Below are 14,412 nucleotides of genomic sequence, written 5' to 3' on the forward strand. Positions count from 1 at the left end.
GAGGAGGTGGCCCGGTGAGTATCTCCGAGCCTTTGGACGACCCCTGGGCCGACAGCGGTCCCAGTGACCGTCTGCCTGCTTCCCGCCAGCGTGGCAGCGGTGGGCGGGGGCGCGAGGAGCAGCACGACCGCGGCGGTGACGGCGGCTGGGACGACGGAGCTCCGTCCTTCGAGCGGGTACCCCCCCAGGACCTCGATGCCGAGCAGTCGGTCCTTGGTGGCATGCTCCTGTCGAAGGACGCGATCGCCGACGTCGTCGAGGTGATCAAGGGGCACGACTTCTACCGTCCCGCGCACGAGACGATCTTCTCCGCGGTTCTCGACCTGTACGCGAAGGGCGAGCCGGCCGACCCGATCACGGTCGCGGCTGAGCTCACCAAGCGTGGCGAGATCACCAAGGTCGGTGGCGCATCGTACCTGCACACCCTCGTCCAGACGGTTCCGACGGCGGCCAACGCCGAGTACTACGCCGAGATCGTTCACGAGCGTGCGGTCCTGCGCCGGCTCGTCGAGGCGGGCACGCGCATCACGCAGATGGGATACGCGGCCGACGGCGACGTCGACGAGATCGTGAACAGTGCGCAGGCCGAGATCTACGCCGTCACCGAGCAGCGCACCAGCGAGGACTACCTGCCGCTCGGCGACATCATGGAGGGCGCGCTCGACGAGATCGAGGCGATCGGCTCCCGTAGCGGTGAGATGACCGGTGTGCCCACCGGATTCACGGACTTCGACTCCCTGACGAACGGCCTGCACCCCGGCCAGATGATCGTCATCGCCGCCCGTCCCGCCATGGGTAAGTCCACACTGGCGCTCGACTTCGCCCGTGCCGCCTCGATCAAGCACAACCTGCCCAGCGTCATCTTCTCCCTGGAAATGGGCCGGAACGAGATCGCGATGCGTCTGCTGTCCGCGGAGGCACGGGTCGCGCTGCACCACATGCGCTCCGGCACCATGACGGACGAGGACTGGACCCGGCTCGCGCGCCGGATGCCTGAGGTCTCGGCGGCACCGCTCTACATCGACGACTCTCCGAACCTGTCGATGATGGAGATCCGCGCGAAGTGCCGGCGCCTCAAACAGCGCAATGACATCAAGCTCGTGATCATCGACTATCTGCAGTTGATGCAGGCCGGTGGTTCGAAGCGTTCCGAGAGCCGTCAGCAGGAAGTCTCGGACATGTCGCGAAACCTGAAGCTCCTCGCCAAGGAGCTGGAAGTGCCGGTCATCGCGCTCTCGCAGCTGAACCGTGGCCCCGAGCAGCGTACGGACAAGAAGCCGATGGTGTCCGACCTGCGTGAATCCGGCTCGATCGAGCAGGACGCGGACATGGTGATCCTGCTGCACCGCGAGGACGCCTACGAGAAGGAGTCTCCCCGCGCCGGCGAGGCGGACATCATCGTGGGCAAGCACCGTAACGGTCCGACGGCGACGATCACGGTCGCCTTCCAGGGTCACTACTCGCGCTTCGTGGACATGGCGCAGACCTGATCCCGCACGACCTGGTCCCGCACGACTGGTCCCGACCGACCCGGACCCGCGCGCTCTGAACGTGCGCGCTCCGGCCCTGCTCTGCCCGGATCCGTCGGCCTAAAAAGGGTCGACGCCCGGCGGCCGGCGGGGTGGACTTGGGGCATGACGACATCCCCTGAAGAACTGCTGCCCACGACGCGCCGAACTCTGTTGCACCGCATCGCCACCGCTCAGGCGGAAGGCCGATCGCCTTCGCTGGTGGCCGCCGTCGTGCGTGACGGTCAGCTGGTGTGGAGCGATGGGCGTACCTGCGTGGACGGGCATGCTCCGGACGAGGACGTGCAGTACCGGATCGGCTCGATCACCAAGACGTTCACGGCCGTGCTGGTGCTGAGGTTGCGGGATGAGGGGGTGCTCGACCTCGGCGACCCGCTGGAGAAGCATCTGCCGGGCACCGGCGCCGGCCAGGTCACCATCGCCGAACTCCTGGCACACACCGGCGGGTTGGCGGCCGAGACCCCCGGCCCGTGGTGGGAGCGTTCATCGTCGTCGTTGCGTCCCGAGCTCGCCGATGTGCTGGGCGAGGAGCCGTTCCGGCATCCGGTCGGCAAGCAGCATCACTACTCCAACCCCGGCTACACGCTGCTGGGTTCTCTGGTGGAGGCGTTGCGCGGTGCTCCGTGGGAGGACGTCCTGCGCCGCGAGGTCCTGGAGCCTCTCGGTCTGCACCGGACGAGCGGGCAACCGCAGGCCCCGCACGCCGGTGGCTGGGCCGTGCACCCTTGGGCCGATGTGATGATGCCGGAGCCCTCGGAGGACCTGGGGCTGATGGCTCCGGCGGGCCAACTCTGGTCGACGGCAGCGGACTTGGGTCGGTTCGCCGTGTTCCTCATGAAGGGTGACGACCGGGTTCTGAGTGCGCAGTCCGTACGCGATATGCGCACGCCCGCGGCACCCACACTGCCGGGGGACTGGGACTCCTCGTACGGCCTCGGTCTACAGCTGGCGCGGAGGAACGGCCGGGTGCTGGCCGGGCACGGCGGTTCGCTGCCCGGGTTCGTGGCGGGGCTGTGGCTGAGCGAGGAGGACGGTCTGGCCGCGGTCACGCTCGCCAACTGCACGTCGGGCGTTCCCGCATCGATGGTCAGCACTGACCTTCTCCGCATCGTCGCCGAGGCCGAGCCGCGCATCCCTGAGCCGTGGCGGCCCCTGCCGGAGGTCGATGCGGCGGTGCTGGAGCTCGCCGGGCCTTGGTACTGGGGGACGCAGAGCACGGTGCTGCGGCTGACGGCCGACGGGGGCGTCTCGCTCGGGCCGGTGACGGGTGGGGTGCGGGACTCGCGATTCCGCCCGAACGGCGACGGAACCTGGACGGGATTGGACGGCTACTACGCGGGGGAGCTCCTGCGCGTAGAGCGCAGGCCCGACGGGTCTGTGAGCCATCTCGATCTCGGGTCGTTCGTCTTCACGCGCGAGCCGTACGAGAAGGGGGCGCCGGTTCCCGGCGGGGTGGACCCGGAGGGCTGGCGGGGGCTTCCGCGTTCCTAGCCGATCTCCTCTCCCGGTCCGTCTCGATCGGGGTCGCGTGGTGAAGGGGCAGGGTGGTCGTCTGTTTCACGTGAAACAGACGACCACCCTGCCCCTCGGCGTTGTCAGAGCTGGAGCTTGAAGCCCACATGTGAGGCCTCGAAACCCAGTCGCTCGTAGAAGCGGTGGGCGTCGGTACGGGTGGCGTCGGACGTCAGCTGCACCAACTGGCAGTTCTGACGGCGGGATTCGTCTACGGCCCACTCGATGAGCAGTGTGCCGAGCCCGCTGCCACGCTCGTCCGCGTGAATGCGGACGCCCTCGACGATCGAGCGCGTAGAGCCCCTCCGTGACAGCCCGGGGATGACGGTGAGCTGAAGGGTGCCGACAGTGCGCCCCTCGCGCACGGCGACGACCAGGTGCTGGTTGGGGTCCCCGGCGATGCGCGCGTGCGCCTCCAAATATGGCGTGAGGTCGTCCGGTGACTCGCGGCCGGCGCCCAGAGCGTCGTCCGCCAGCATCGCCACGATGGCCGGTACGTCGGCGGCCACGGCAGGCCGTATCTCAAGATCTCCCATGGCCGCAGCCTATGCGGCCATGGTGTCGTCGGTCCCGGACCGCTTGCGAGCCGACGGTGTTGCCGAGGTGATGCCTCAGGCCGGGACGCGTACGGCTTCCACCGCGCGGACCAGCGGGGCGAGTTCGGGGTTCTTCGCCGCCTCGTCGAGTGCCTCGCGCAGGGCGGTGTCATTGGTGGGCCGCGCGTCGGCGAGCAGAGCCAGGCCCGCCTCGCTCACGTCCGTGTAGATGCCGCGCCGGTCGGTGGGGCAGAGGTACCGGGCGAGGAGACCGCGGTCTTCAAGGCGCGTCACCAGGCGCGTGGTGGCGCTCTGGCTGAGGACGACGGCGTCCGCGACCTGCTTCATCTGCAGGTGACCGCCTTCACCGTCGTGCTGGCGGCTGAGGACATCGAGCAGCGAGTACTCCCGCACGCTCAGGTCGTGCTTGGTCTGCAGAGCGCGCTCGATGTGGGTCTCGATCCTCCCGTGGAGCAGGGAGAGAGCGCACCAGCCCTGGGCCAGGGCGGTGAGTGCGGGGTCTGTGGCGGTCATGGCTCTAGTTCCTCCGTCCCGAAGCGGCTGAACCCAGGATAGTCCACGCGTGAAATTGTCAGCGCTTGCAAGTAGTACGCGTCTGCAAGTATTGTGAACGCACGCAAAGCGCATCTGCAACAGTCTGGGAAGGTGAACCCTATGCCTCTCGCGCTTCTGGCTCTCGCGATCGGGGCCTTCGGGATCGGAACCACGGAATTCGTGATCATGGGGCTGCTCCCCGAGGTCGCGGGCGACTTCGGCGTCTCCATCCCCACGGCCGGATTTCTGGTCACCGGCTACGCCCTCGGCGTCATGTTCGGCGCCCCCCTCATGACGATTCTGGGCACCCGCATCTCACGTAAGCGGATGCTGCTGCTCCTGATGGGTCTGTTCATCGTGGGCAACGTGCTCTCCGCGGTGGCGCCCGTCTTCCTCGTCATGGTGATCGGCCGCGTGGTCGCCTCACTCGCCCACGGCGCCTTCTTCGGAATCGGCGCGGTCGTCGCGGCCGAGCTGGTCGCCCCCGAGAAGAAGGCCGGAGCCATCGCCATGATGTTCACCGGCCTGACCGTCGCCAACGTCGTCGGCGTACCCCTGGGCACACTCATCGGCCAGAGCATCGGCTGGCGGGTCACCTTCGTGGTCGTCGCGGCGCTCGGAGTCGTCGGACTGCTCGGCATCGCCAAGCTCGTCCCCGACATGCCCAAGGCCGAAGGCGTCCATCTGCGACACGAGCTCGCGGCCTTCAAGAACGTCCAGGTCCTGCTGGCGATGGCCATGACGGTGCTCGGCTTCGGCGGAGTCTTCGCCGCCATCACCTACATCGCACCGATGATGACGAACGTCGCCGGTTACGCCGACACGTCGGTGACCTGGCTCCTTGTCCTGTTCGGGCTCGGCATGGTTGCGGGCAACCTGATCGGCGGCAAGTTCGCCGACCGCAAGCTGATGCCGATGTTGTACGTCGCCCTGAGCGGGCTGGCCGTCGTGCTGGCCCTGTTCACGCTGGCCGCCCACAACAAGGTTCTGGCGGCGATCTTCATCGCGCTGATCGGCGCCCTCGGTTTCGCCACGGTGCCGCCGCTGCAGAAGCGGGTCCTCGACCACGCCCACGGCGCCCCCACCCTGGCCTCCGCGGTCAACATCGGCGCCTTCAACCTCGGCAACGCTCTCTCGGCCTGGCTCGGCGGCATCGTCATCGCGGCCGGCCTCGGCTACACGGCCCCCAACTGGGTCGGAGCCGTGCTCGCAGCCGCCGCGCTCGTCCTGGCCGTCGTGTCCGCGGGCCTGGAGCGCCGGTCCAAGGTCTCGACCCCGGACGTCGCAAGTGCGGCGCCCGAAGGAGCCCGCAAGGCGGAACCCGCTCACAGCTGAGCGTCCCGCAGCACTTCACCTCATCCCCACCCGCAGGGCCGGCGTCGTCCCCGCAACCGTTCCACCGCACACCCCCGCAAGGAGAGACCCCTCATGAGCACCACCACCGCTGTCGCGCCGCTGACCATCCAGGACGCGGAGATCCTCGTGACCGCCGCCAGCCGTGCGGCCGAGTCCGCCGGAGTGACCGTCAGCGTCACTGTCCTCGACGCCGGCGGACACCTGCTCGCCTTCCGGCGCGACGACCGGGCTGTGCTGATCTCCGGTGAGACCAGCACCCGCAAGGCATACACCGCCCTCCAGCTGAACGCCCCGACCGCGGACCTCGTCGACCTGGTCAAGCCCGACGGCCCCTTCCACAGCCTGCCCACCGCCCTGGACCGTCCGCTGCTCTTCATCGCGGGCGGCATCCCCGTCCACCGAGACGGCCGCCTCATCGGCGCCATCGGTGTCGGTGGCGGCGCACCGGAGCAGGACCACGGGTTCGCCACGGCAGCCGTGGCAGAACTCGTCTGACGCTCCATGAGGCGTAAGCGCGCCGGCCTTGCCCGTACAAGAGTCCGCCCCGGACACCGTGATCCCACGGTGTCCGGGGCGGACTTCGTAGCATGCGCCGCCTGGTCCAGGTCAGCCCGCGGCGACTGTCAGAGGCGCGAAACGGCGCGTCCAGTCGCCGGGGAGGTCGGGGGCGCCATAGGTCATCACGGCGTTGAAGGCCTGGGACTCCACTCCTCGCTCCTTGATCCACGCCAGCAGTTCCTCGTGGCGTACGTCGATGTCGGTACGCAGGGGGCGATCCGTGGCGGCGGCGAGCGAGGTGACGAGAGCCTTCGCCGTCTCGGTGTCGCGGGCGATCAGCGGGCCGATGACGTGGGTGTCCATGTTGGGCCAGGCTGCCGCGAAGCCGAGGAGCTCGCCCCCGTCCTCGGCCACGCGCAGCTGGTCGCCGAAGGCCGGGAGGCGGGTCAGGACGTGGGTGCGGTCGGGGCCGAAGACCTCCGCGTCCAGGCGAAGGATGGCCGAGAGATCCTCCGCGGTCGCGGCGCGCGTGGCCACTGACGGTGTAGGTCCGCCGGGGGCGAAGTGTCCCCGCACCATCTCCGCACGCCCGGTGACCTTGAAGCCCAGCCCCTCGTAGAGCGGGCGGCCGTACGGCGTCGCGTGCAGGGTGAGCGGTGTGGTGTCCGCCTGCTCGACCACGTACTGCATGAGGCGGCGGCCGATGCCGCGGCGGGCGTGGCGTTCGGCGACGAGGACCATGCCGATGGCACTCAACGTGGGCCGGTTCGGCGGGCCGTAGTCGGTCACCACGCAGGCGCTCACCAGGCCCCCGTCGGGGTCGTCGATGCCGTAGCCGGTGCCGGCCGCGAGTAGCAGGCCCCACTTGTGTTCCTCGCGGGGCCAGCCGCGATCCTCGGAGAGGTCGGCGCACGCCGTGAGGTCACGCGGGGTCAGCCGGCGGATGGGCAGAGCGGAGAGGGGAGGTGTCGACACGCAGGTCAGGCTGTCTGACTCAGCCGGTCCGCGTCCACCGCTTTGCGGGCAGCGAGCCGCTGCTTTCGGCCACGTCGCGTCAGTCCCCATGGCTTGAGTACCGAGATCACCGTCATGAAGAGATAGGCGGTGAGGGAGACGATGGGACCGGCCACCAGGTCGCTCGGATGGGGCAGCGGAGCACCTCTTGCCACCGTCGCGACCGCGGTGTCGATACCGGGACGCAGCGCGAAGATCGAAGCGGCGGTGGTGGCGAGCGTGAGCCAGAACTTGGCATAGACCCAGCGGTGTCGGGCGAGGCCCCACGCGGTGCCCAGTGACAGCAGCAGGCCGCTCAGGAGGGTCATCAGAGCGAGCGGGATCACCAGCCAGTCCGTGAAGACCTTCATCGCGCGGCAGGCGGCCTCGACCATCAGGTCGGAACCCGTGGTGATCGCCGTGACGGCGAGTGCGAGCAGGCCGAGCGTGAGCCCCAGCCAGCAAGCGGAGGACGTCATATGGACGACGAGGATGGCCCGGCGGGCGGGACGGCGTAGTTTCACGTGAAACACCGTGCCGGGAGTGGCCCCTCGAGGGCGTCCGACAGAGGGAGTAACCGCGGGTACTAGCCTCGGCGTACATGGCGAGACTGCATCTCTTCGATCTGGACGGAACGCTGCTGCACGGCACGTCGGCGCCCGTGGAAATCTCCCGTCAACTGGGGCTCGAGGCCGAGACCGTGGCCCTGGACCGTGAGATCGGCGCTCAGCGCATCGGTCCGCCGGAGTATGCGCGGCGGGTGCACGCCCTGTGGGAGGGCCTCACACCCGAGCACGTGACGGCCGCGTTCGAGGGTGCGCCCTGGCTGACGGGTATCCGGGAGACCTGGGCGGAGATACGGGCGCGCGGCGAGTACTGCGCCGTGGTCTCGCTCTCGCCGTCGTTCTTCGTGGAGCGGCTGACGGGGTGGGGCGCCCATGCGGCGCACGGGTCCCGCTTTCCCGCGGTGCCCTTCACCGAGCCCGTCGACCCCGCGGGCGTTCTCAGCGCCGCGGCGAAGGTGAAGATCGCGGACCGGCTCCGTGAACAGTTCGGAGTGTCCCGGGCCGATTGCCTTGCCTACGGCGACTCGTTCTCCGATGTGGAGCTGTTCGGCGCCGTGCCGGTATCGGTCGCGATCAATGCGGATCAGCACGTCGCAGCTCTGGCGACTCACTCGTATGCCGGCCGCGATCTGTGGGAGGCGTACGAATTGGTGCGGCACGCCCGCTAATTGAGGGATTGCAGGGGCATTTCGCCTGTCGAATTCCTTGCTGGGCAAGGGGGACTTGTGCGTTTGGCGGGTGCCGGTAGGGTCGACTCCGGTCCACGGCAGGCGCGCTCAGCGCATCCCGGGCCATGCACGCAGGCCAAGACAGCCTAACGGGACGGAGAGATCGAAGACCTGTTATTTCCGCTATGCGGCTTGCTGGGTCATGCCGGATGGCACGCTGCGGGGAGGAACTGCGGGCAATGTCACATTCCTCCCTTACTTGTCCGTAGCGGACCGGAATGCGGGTTCACTTGGGCCGCCGCATTCTGCCGCGGCAGAACGGGGAAAGAGCGTCTTCCGATCGCGGAAGTACGCAGACCGACCGAAAGATGTTCGAGGCGAGGCACAGCATGGACGCTCCGACCACTACGTCGGCCGACTCCGGTTCCGGCGGCGGGGGCGGTTGGTTCACGCCGCGTAAGGCGCCGCCCGCCGGCGCGAGCACGGACCAGGAGACGCCGTCAGAGGGGCGCAAGGTCACGCCGATACGACCCGTGGGCCGACCCGAACGAATATCGCGCGACCGCGAGGGCACGGTGCCCGCGCAGAGCGCCGCCCCGGCCGCAGAGGCCGCCCCCGCCCCTCAGTACGCGTCAGCCGCCGGCACGCCCCCGCAGCAGCCCGGCCCGCACGCGACCGCGCGCCCCCATGCCGCCCAGCAGGGCCAGGGGTCGAGCCCCGCGCACCCGCCGCACTCCGCGCCCTCGGCACAGGCACCAACTGCGCCCAGGGCAGAGCCCACCCCCCGCCCCGCTCCGGGGCCCGAGGCCTCCCCCGACGCGCGGCTCATCCGCCGCACGCTGGAGGAAGTCGGCCCCGACGCCGACAAGGTCACCTCGTACTTCTACGCGCTGCTCTTCGTGCGCCACCCCGAACTCCGGCCCCTCTTCCCCGCCTCGATGGACACCCAGCGCGACCGGCTCCTGAAGGCGCTGCTGACGGCGGCCGAGCACGCCGACAACAAGAGTGTCCTCGTCCCGTACCTGAAGAACCTGGGCCGCGGACACCGTAAGTACGGCACGCAGCCCGAGCACTACCCCGCGGTCGGCGAGTGCCTGATCGGCGCGCTGACCCGGTACGCGACGACGACGTGGGACCAGGAGACGGAGGCGGCCTGGGTGCGCACGTACACGACGATCTCCCAGGTCATGATCGACGCGGCGGCGGCGGACGAGCTGCGCGCACCCGCGTGGTGGTACGGCGAGGTGGTCTCGCACGATCTGAGGACCTCGGACATCGCCGTGGTCACGGTCCGGCCCGACCAGCCGTACCCGTTCCTCGCCGGGCAGTACACGAGCCTGGAGACGCCGTGGTGGCCGCGGATCTGGCGGCACTACTCCTTCGCCTCGGCGCCCCGTTCCGACGGGCTGCTCTCGTTCCACGTGAAGGCCGTCCCGGCGGGGTGGGTCTCCAACGCGCTCGTGCACCGCGCTCGCCCGGGCGATGTGATCCGCCTCGGCCCGCCCTCCGGTTCGATGACGGTGGACCACAGCTCCGACAGCGGGCTCCTCTGTCTTGGGGGAGGCACCGGCATCGCGCCCATCAAGGCACTCGTCGAGGACGTCGCGGAGCACGGCCAGCGGCGCCGGGTCGAGGTGTTCTACGGGGCTCGCACCGACCACGACCTGTACGACATCGACACGATGCTGAGGCTCCAGCAGACCCACCCCTGGCTGGCGGTCCGCCCGATCGTCGATCAGCAGGCCCATCTGCAACTGCCTGACGCGGTGCGCGAGTACGGCCCCTGGAACGAGTACGACGCCTATCTGTCGGGTCCGCCCGGCATGATCCGCAACGGAGTGGACGCCCTGCGGGACATAGGGATCCCGGTGGACCGGATCCGCCACGACTCCGTGGAGGAACTCGTCGCGACCGGCAACTGAGGCCGGGCCTGAACAAGGCGGCCGTCAGCCCAGGTCAGGTGCGTGCATCGCCCGTACACCCTCGATGTTGCCGTCGAGATAGTGCCGCAGGGACAGTGGGACGAGATGGACCGATGCAATGCCGACGCGAGTGAAGGGCACCCGCACGATCTCGTATTCGCCGCACGGCTCCTCGATCTCGGGGCCGTGGCGCTGGCTGAGGTCCATGGACTCCAGGCGGCAGACGAAGAAGTGCTGGACCTTCACTCCGGTGGCGCCGCCGTCCTCGCCGATGTGCTCGACGGTGTCCACGAAGCAGGGCACCACATCGAGGATCTTGGCGCCGAGCTCCTCGTGCACCTCGCGGTGCAGGGCGTCGACGACGGTCTCGTCCTCGGATTCGACCCCGCCGCCGGGGGTCAGCCAGTACGGATCCATGCCGGGCTTGGTCCGCTTGATCAGGATCAGGTCGTTGCCGTCGAGCAGAACGGCGCGTGCGGTGCGCTTGACCACGGGTCGGACGGTCATGGGAGGAATGTGGCCCCGCCGGTTCCACGTGAAACATTCCGTACCGACCTGGCCTCAGGACAGCGCCAATTGATCAGCGCTAGTTGATCACCGGGGATTGGTCACCAAGGATTGATCGCCACCGACTGATCGCCATGAACTGATCAGCACCAATCGACGGCGGCGCGCAGCAGCCACTCGTGCGACCGCGCGATGTGCGGCATGGCCAGCGTGCCGGTACGCACGACGAGAAAGTACGTCCGCAGCGGAGGCACCGGAGGATCGAGCAGCGCGACCACCTCGCCACGCTCGAGAGCCGGTGCGCAGAGGTAGCGCGGGAGCACCGAGAGCCCGGCACCGGCGATGGTGCAGGCGAGTACCGCGCGTAGATCCGGCACGATGACGGTGCCCGAGGTGGCAGGGCGTGAGTCGAAGACGGCGGCCCAGTAGCGGGCGACGAACGGCAGCGACTCGTGCGCCTCGACCAGTGGCAGATCCTCCAGCGCGGCCGCGCCGTTACGGCGCAGGGTGCCAGGCCCGATGCGGGCGGCCCACCGGGGTGAGGCAAGGAGGACGTGCTCCTCGTCGCAGAGCGGAGTCGCGGTGAGCAGGGCGCCGCGCGGTCGGGCCGTCGTGATGGCCAGATCATGATGTCCGGCGCCAAGCCCCTCCAGGACTTCCTCGGCGTTGCCGAAGGAGGCGCGCAGGGCGAAGCTCTGGCCGTCGTCACGGGTGAGAGCGGTGAGGGCGGGCAGCGCGCGCTCGGCGGTGAACTCCGGAGGCCCCGCGAGGTGCAGCGTGCGTACCGGCGACTCCTCGTCGATGCCGGTCTCGGTGATCTCCACGAGGGCGTCGAGGTGCGGAGCGGCCTTGTGGGCGAGTTCGTCACCGATGGAGGTGGGGGTCACGCCACGCGCCTGGCGAAGGAACAGGGGGCGGCCCAACTGCCGCTCCAGGGTGCGGATCTGAGACGTCACCGCGGGCTGCGAAAGGCCGAGCAGTGCGGCGGCCCGCGTGAAGGAGCCCGCCCGGTGCACGGTCACGAAGGTGCGCAGCAAGGCGAGATCCATGACGGTGTCCTCCCCTCTCGGCCCCCGGGTCGGCCTCAACTATAAATATGTCGATAGGTCTCTGTCGCTACGGTGATTGGACACTGACACAGAGTCAACTAGCCTTATGCGCGCGGTTCTTGGCGCGCAGGAACCGGGGACGGTCCGAGCCACGAGGGGGGAGGCTCGGGCCGTCCGTTGTGCGTATCGGTTATTGGGCCGAGGTCACGGCGGGCGCGAAACGGCCCGCGAGAGGCCCTAGGCGGCCGCCTCGTCGAGCGCGCGCAGCACATCGGCCACCAGGTCGTCCGGATCCTCGGCGCCGGCGGAGAAGCGGATGAAGCCCTCCGGGACGTCGTCCCCGCCCCATCGGCGACGGCGCTCGGCGGTGGACCGCACGCCGCCGAAGCTCGTCGCGTCGTCCACGAGCGTCAGGGCCTCCATGAATCGCTCGGCACGCGCGCGCGTGGGCAGCGTGAAGGAGACCACGCACCCGAAGCGCCGCATCTGCTGCGCGGCGATCTTGTGCGAGGGGTCGTCGGGCAGACCCGGGTAGCGCAGGCCCTCGATGTCGTCGCGGTCGCGCAGGGCGAGAGCGAGCGCGAGCGCGTTGGCGTTCTGCCGCTCCGCCCTCAACTGGAGCGTGGCGAGCGAGCGATGGGCGAGCCAGGCCTCCATCGGGCCGGGGATCGCGCCGACGATCTTGCGCCAGCCCCGCACCGAGGCGGTCAGCTCGGCGTCGCGGCAGGTCACGTAGCCGAGCAGGAGGTCGCCGTGGCCGGTGAGCTGCTTGGTGCCGCTGGCCACGGAGAAGTCGGCGCCGAGCTCCAGGGGGCGTTGGCCGAGCGGCGTGGCGAGCGTGTTGTCGACCGCTACCAGGGCGCCACGCGCGTGTGCCGCCTCGGCGAGCCGCCGCACGTCGCACACGTCGAGGCCGGGGTTCGACGGCGTCTCGATCCACAGGAGCTTCGCGCCGTCCAGGACGTCGAGCTGGGCGTCGCCGCCGGTGGGGGCGGTGCGGACCTCGATGCCGAACGCCGTGAGCTGCTCGCGGACGAGCGGGAACACCTGGTAGCCGTCGCTCGGCAGAACGACCACGTCGCCGGCCTTGAGCTGAGAGAACAGCACGGCCGAGATGGCGGCCATCCCGGAGGCGAAGACGAGGGTGTCGACGTCCTCCTGGCCGGGCGCCTCGAGCTCGCCGATGGCCCGCTCCAGGTGGGTCCACGTCGGGTTGTCGTCGCGGCCGTACGTGTAGGGCCCCGAGACATCACCCGGCAGGTGGAAGTGTGCGGCGAAGACAGGCCCTGGCAGTGTCGGTTCGTTCTTCGAGGCCTCGGGCAGCCCCGCCCTCACTGCCCTTGTGCCGTCCCCGATCTGCGCCGATTGCGTCATGCCGCCCGTCCTTCCAGTGCTGCGCGTACCGCGTCGAGCAGACCGTCGCTCGCCGCCTCCACCATTCTCAGGCACTCCTCGAAGTCATCGATGCCGCCGTAGTAAGGGTCCGGTACGTCCAGGTCTGTCCCTGTCGAGGGGTCGTACGAGCGCAGCAGGCGGATCTTCTCGGCGTCATCCGGGGTCGGTGCCAGGCGGCGCAGAGTGCGTAGATGCCCGGCGTCCAGGGCGATCACCAGATCGCGCCGGGTGAACCACGAGGCGCTGAACTGCCGGGCCCTATGGCCGCTTTCGTAGCCGCCGGCCGCCAGCACGGAGACGGTGCGATGGTCGGCACCGTCTCCCTCGTGCCAGCCGTCGGTGCCCGCGCTGTCCACCTCCACGAGGCCGTCGAGACCGGCCTCGTGGATGCGCGCGCGGAAGACCGACTCGGCCATGGGCGAGCGGCAGATGTTGCCGGTGCAGACGAAGCACACGCGGAAGGGCATGGGCCGGGCTCAGTCCTTGTCGTCGGGCAGGACGACGTTCAGCGCCCAGGAGACAACCGAGATGATCAGGCCACCGAGGACGGCGGTCCAGAACCCCTCGACATGGAAGCCCTGGTTCAACTGGTCGGCCAGCCACGAGGTCAGCAACAGCATCAGGGCGTTGACCACGAGCGTGATCAGGCCGAGCGTCAGGATGAAGAGTGGGAAGGTGAGGACCTTCACTATGGGCTTGACCAGCAGGTTCACCAGGCCGAAGAGCAGCGCCACGATGATCAGCGTGACGGCCTTCTTGCCGGTGCTGTCACCGGTGAGCGTGATCTTGTCGAGAAGCCACACGGCGACAGCGAGGGCCCCCGCGTTGGCGATCGTCTTGACTACGAAATTCTTCATGTGTCTGATCGTGGCAGACGAGACCGGATCATGAGAGTGGCCCGGCGAGGCCACTCACGGGCAAGGGGCGGACAAGAGGGATGAAGGCATTCCGGCTGGACGAACTGGAAGCGGAACGTGCCGCGAACGACGGCGCGTATCTGCAGTTCCTGCGTGAGCGGAACATGTCGGTCGGGCTCTACGCCCTCGACGCGGGGGACCAGGACCCGCAGCAGCCCCACCAGCAGGACGAGGTCTACCTCGTCGTCAGCGGTCGCGGCTCGATCACCGTCGGTATGGAGACGACCCAGGTGGCGCGCGGCAGCGTCGTGTACGTGCCGGCCGGGGTGGCCCACAAGTTCCATCACATCAGCGAGGACCTGCGGGTTCTGGTGGTGTTCTCTCCGCCTGAGAGCTGACGGCGGATCTCGGGGTTCCCTAGGGGGTCGCTCAGGGGACGGCAAGGGGTCCGCGGCCCCCACGGAGCGCC

General features: G+C 69.2%; 16 protein-coding genes. 7 read left to right on the top strand and 9 right to left on the bottom strand.

Annotated features, from left to right (window positions below):
- Nucleotides 1-14 precede the first annotated feature (14 nt).
- On the top strand, nucleotides 15-1,490 hold the full coding sequence (dnaB, locus tag OG758_RS25615) for a replicative DNA helicase (RefSeq protein ID WP_326712114.1): 1,476 nt from the start codon (nucleotides 15-17) through the stop codon (nucleotides 1,488-1,490).
- Nucleotides 1,491-1,634: 144 nt separating this feature from the next.
- Nucleotides 1,635-3,020 (top strand): serine hydrolase domain-containing protein, encoded by a 1,386-nt coding sequence (locus tag OG758_RS25620; RefSeq protein WP_326712115.1) that lies wholly within the window; start codon nucleotides 1,635-1,637, stop codon nucleotides 3,018-3,020.
- A gap of 104 nt (nucleotides 3,021-3,124) precedes the next feature.
- Here OG758_RS25620 and OG758_RS25625 read toward each other — a convergent pair whose 3' ends face one another.
- A complete protein-coding gene (locus OG758_RS25625; RefSeq protein ID WP_326712116.1) occupies nucleotides 3,125-3,577 on the bottom strand; it encodes a GNAT family N-acetyltransferase in 453 nt (150 codons plus the stop codon).
- 75 nt (nucleotides 3,578-3,652) lie between these two features.
- The gene (locus OG758_RS25630; protein WP_326712117.1) at nucleotides 3,653-4,111 is read right to left on the bottom strand and encodes a MarR family winged helix-turn-helix transcriptional regulator; all 459 of its coding nucleotides are present in this window, start codon (nucleotides 4,109-4,111) and stop codon (nucleotides 3,653-3,655) included.
- Nucleotides 4,112-4,252: 141 nt separating this feature from the next.
- On the opposite strand from OG758_RS25630, the gene OG758_RS25635 reads away from it, so the two are divergent.
- Together OG758_RS25635 and OG758_RS25640 are read left to right on the top strand one after the other, a co-directional pair.
- Nucleotides 4,253-5,467: an MFS transporter gene (locus tag OG758_RS25635; protein ID WP_326712118.1), complete on the top strand. Its 1,215-nt coding sequence runs from the start codon at nucleotides 4,253-4,255 to the stop codon at nucleotides 5,465-5,467.
- Nucleotides 5,468-5,560: 93 nt separating this feature from the next.
- Nucleotides 5,561-5,983 (top strand): GlcG/HbpS family heme-binding protein, encoded by a 423-nt coding sequence (locus OG758_RS25640; protein ID WP_266562351.1) that lies wholly within the window; start codon nucleotides 5,561-5,563, stop codon nucleotides 5,981-5,983.
- A gap of 111 nt (nucleotides 5,984-6,094) precedes the next feature.
- On the opposite strand, the gene OG758_RS25645 is transcribed toward OG758_RS25640, so the two are convergent.
- Together OG758_RS25645 and OG758_RS25650 are read right to left on the bottom strand one after the other, a co-directional pair.
- Nucleotides 6,095-6,961 (bottom strand): GNAT family N-acetyltransferase, encoded by an 867-nt coding sequence (locus OG758_RS25645; RefSeq protein ID WP_326712119.1) that lies wholly within the window; start codon nucleotides 6,959-6,961, stop codon nucleotides 6,095-6,097.
- Between the two features lie 5 nt (nucleotides 6,962-6,966).
- On the bottom strand, nucleotides 6,967-7,503 hold the full coding sequence (locus OG758_RS25650) for a DUF2269 domain-containing protein (RefSeq protein WP_326712120.1): 537 nt from the start codon (nucleotides 7,501-7,503) through the stop codon (nucleotides 6,967-6,969).
- Between the two features lie 77 nt (nucleotides 7,504-7,580).
- On the opposite strand from OG758_RS25650, the gene OG758_RS25655 reads away from it, so the two are divergent.
- Together OG758_RS25655 and OG758_RS25660 are read left to right on the top strand one after the other, a co-directional pair.
- The gene (locus tag OG758_RS25655; RefSeq protein ID WP_326712121.1) at nucleotides 7,581-8,213 is read left to right on the top strand and encodes an HAD family hydrolase; all 633 of its coding nucleotides are present in this window, start codon (nucleotides 7,581-7,583) and stop codon (nucleotides 8,211-8,213) included.
- Between the two features lie 389 nt (nucleotides 8,214-8,602).
- Nucleotides 8,603-10,135: a globin domain-containing protein gene (locus OG758_RS25660; protein WP_326712122.1), complete on the top strand. Its 1,533-nt coding sequence runs from the start codon at nucleotides 8,603-8,605 to the stop codon at nucleotides 10,133-10,135.
- A 24-nt stretch (nucleotides 10,136-10,159) separates the two neighbouring features.
- Here OG758_RS25660 and OG758_RS25665 read toward each other — a convergent pair whose 3' ends face one another.
- The 5 genes from OG758_RS25665 to OG758_RS25685 all read right to left on the bottom strand — a co-directional run bounded on the left by OG758_RS25665 (nucleotide 10,160) and on the right by OG758_RS25685 (nucleotide 13,943).
- Nucleotides 10,160-10,642, bottom strand: coding sequence for an NUDIX hydrolase (locus tag OG758_RS25665; RefSeq protein WP_326712123.1), 483 nt, complete (start codon nucleotides 10,640-10,642; stop codon nucleotides 10,160-10,162).
- Nucleotides 10,643-10,785: 143 nt separating this feature from the next.
- Nucleotides 10,786-11,691 (bottom strand): LysR family transcriptional regulator, encoded by a 906-nt coding sequence (locus tag OG758_RS25670; RefSeq protein WP_227296002.1) that lies wholly within the window; start codon nucleotides 11,689-11,691, stop codon nucleotides 10,786-10,788.
- 237 nt (nucleotides 11,692-11,928) lie between these two features.
- A complete protein-coding gene (locus OG758_RS25675) occupies nucleotides 11,929-13,065 on the bottom strand; it encodes a cystathionine gamma-lyase (RefSeq protein ID WP_326712124.1) in 1,137 nt (378 codons plus the stop codon).
- Complete coding sequence (locus tag OG758_RS25680; protein WP_326712125.1) at nucleotides 13,062-13,553, bottom strand: low molecular weight protein-tyrosine-phosphatase; 492 nt, start codon at nucleotides 13,551-13,553, stop codon at nucleotides 13,062-13,064. The genes OG758_RS25675 and OG758_RS25680 overlap by 4 nt, the downstream gene beginning before the upstream one ends.
- Nucleotides 13,554-13,562: 9 nt before the next feature.
- Nucleotides 13,563-13,943: a phage holin family protein gene (locus OG758_RS25685; RefSeq protein ID WP_326712126.1), complete on the bottom strand. Its 381-nt coding sequence runs from the start codon at nucleotides 13,941-13,943 to the stop codon at nucleotides 13,563-13,565.
- Between the two features lie 80 nt (nucleotides 13,944-14,023).
- Here OG758_RS25685 and OG758_RS25690 point away from each other — a divergent pair, with 80 nt between their 5' ends.
- Nucleotides 14,024-14,341, top strand: coding sequence for a cupin domain-containing protein (locus tag OG758_RS25690; RefSeq protein WP_100597187.1), 318 nt, complete (start codon nucleotides 14,024-14,026; stop codon nucleotides 14,339-14,341).
- The last annotated feature ends 71 nt before the right edge of the window (nucleotides 14,342-14,412 follow it).

Origin of the sequence: Streptomyces sp. NBC_01474 (assembly GCF_035918215.1) — a bacterium.
GTDB classification, from domain to species: Bacteria; Actinomycetota; Actinomycetes; order Streptomycetales; family Streptomycetaceae; genus Streptomyces; species Streptomyces aureus.

Bases quoted from the DNA above. Each gene is read 5' to 3' on its own strand.
- OG758_RS25620 (WP_326712115.1), top strand. From the start codon at position 1,635: ATGACGACATCCCCTGAAGAACTGCTGCCCACGACGCGCCGAACTCTG.
- OG758_RS25625 (WP_326712116.1), bottom strand. From the start codon at position 3,577: ATGGGAGATCTTGAGATACGGCCTGCCGTGGCCGCCGACGTACCGGCC.
- OG758_RS25630 (WP_326712117.1), bottom strand. From the start codon at position 4,111: ATGACCGCCACAGACCCCGCACTCACCGCCCTGGCCCAGGGCTGGTGC.
- OG758_RS25635 (WP_326712118.1), top strand. From the start codon at position 4,253: ATGCCTCTCGCGCTTCTGGCTCTCGCGATCGGGGCCTTCGGGATCGGA.
- OG758_RS25640 (WP_266562351.1), top strand. From the start codon at position 5,561: ATGAGCACCACCACCGCTGTCGCGCCGCTGACCATCCAGGACGCGGAG.
- OG758_RS25655 (WP_326712121.1), top strand. From the start codon at position 7,581: ATGGCGAGACTGCATCTCTTCGATCTGGACGGAACGCTGCTGCACGGC.
- OG758_RS25660 (WP_326712122.1), top strand. From the start codon at position 8,603: ATGGACGCTCCGACCACTACGTCGGCCGACTCCGGTTCCGGCGGCGGG.
- OG758_RS25665 (WP_326712123.1), bottom strand. From the start codon at position 10,642: ATGACCGTCCGACCCGTGGTCAAGCGCACCGCACGCGCCGTTCTGCTC.
- OG758_RS25670 (WP_227296002.1), bottom strand. From the start codon at position 11,691: ATGGATCTCGCCTTGCTGCGCACCTTCGTGACCGTGCACCGGGCGGGC.
- OG758_RS25675 (WP_326712124.1), bottom strand. From the start codon at position 13,065: ATGACGCAATCGGCGCAGATCGGGGACGGCACAAGGGCAGTGAGGGCG.
- OG758_RS25680 (WP_326712125.1), bottom strand. From the start codon at position 13,553: ATGCCCTTCCGCGTGTGCTTCGTCTGCACCGGCAACATCTGCCGCTCG.
- OG758_RS25685 (WP_326712126.1), bottom strand. From the start codon at position 13,943: ATGAAGAATTTCGTAGTCAAGACGATCGCCAACGCGGGGGCCCTCGCT.
- OG758_RS25690 (WP_100597187.1), top strand. From the start codon at position 14,024: ATGAAGGCATTCCGGCTGGACGAACTGGAAGCGGAACGTGCCGCGAAC.